The organism is Mucilaginibacter sp. P4_G9 (assembly GCF_056400985.1).
In genome coordinates, this window is record NZ_JBFUKF010000940.1 from 1 (window position 1) to 585 (window position 585).

Below are 585 nucleotides of genomic sequence, written 5' to 3' on the forward strand. Positions count from 1 at the left end.
ATTATCAGTAAAATGAAGGTGCTTATTTCATCCCGGTTTCATGGTGTTGTAAGTGGCCTATCACAAGGCGTTTGTACATTTAGTACAGGATGGAGTCATAAATATCCTGAATTACTTGCTGACTATGGTGTAAGTGAAAATTTGTTAGATACGAATGATCTGGAATTAGCCAAGAAAAAAATTACCGAGGCTTTAAGTAATCCGGAAAGTAAATATCATGTTAAGCCATCGGTAATAAAATCACTTGAAGAAAAATCTAATGAAATGTGGAATATAGTTTTCAATTTGTAACTATGATGATATTATTTAACACATTTAAATTGTATTTTAATTAAGGATATAACCTATGGACACTCGTGTTTCAGTTATTATTCCTACATATAACAGGGCTGATAAAATAATTAATTGCTTAAATAGTATTACTAATCAGTCGTACCCTAATATAGAGATAATAGTTGTAGACGATGGTTCTACTGACAATACGGCGGAAGTTATAGAAAAATATATTGCCGGGAAAGTTTTGGGATGTGAGCTCGTTTACTACAAACAGGAAAATCAGGGAGCTCCGGCTGCGAGGAATAGGGG

The 585-nt window shown here is 33.7% G+C and carries 2 protein-coding genes; both read left to right on the forward strand.

The features are described 5' to 3' along the window. Window positions 1–291: hypothetical protein (locus AC1DPZ_RS28685; RefSeq protein WP_477409946.1), on the forward strand; the 291-nt coding region annotated here is incomplete at its 5' end. A gap of 55 nt (window positions 292–346) precedes the next feature. Beyond that, the coding region (locus tag AC1DPZ_RS28690; protein ID WP_477409948.1) for a glycosyltransferase family 2 protein at window positions 347–585 on the forward strand (239 nt) is incomplete at its 3' end.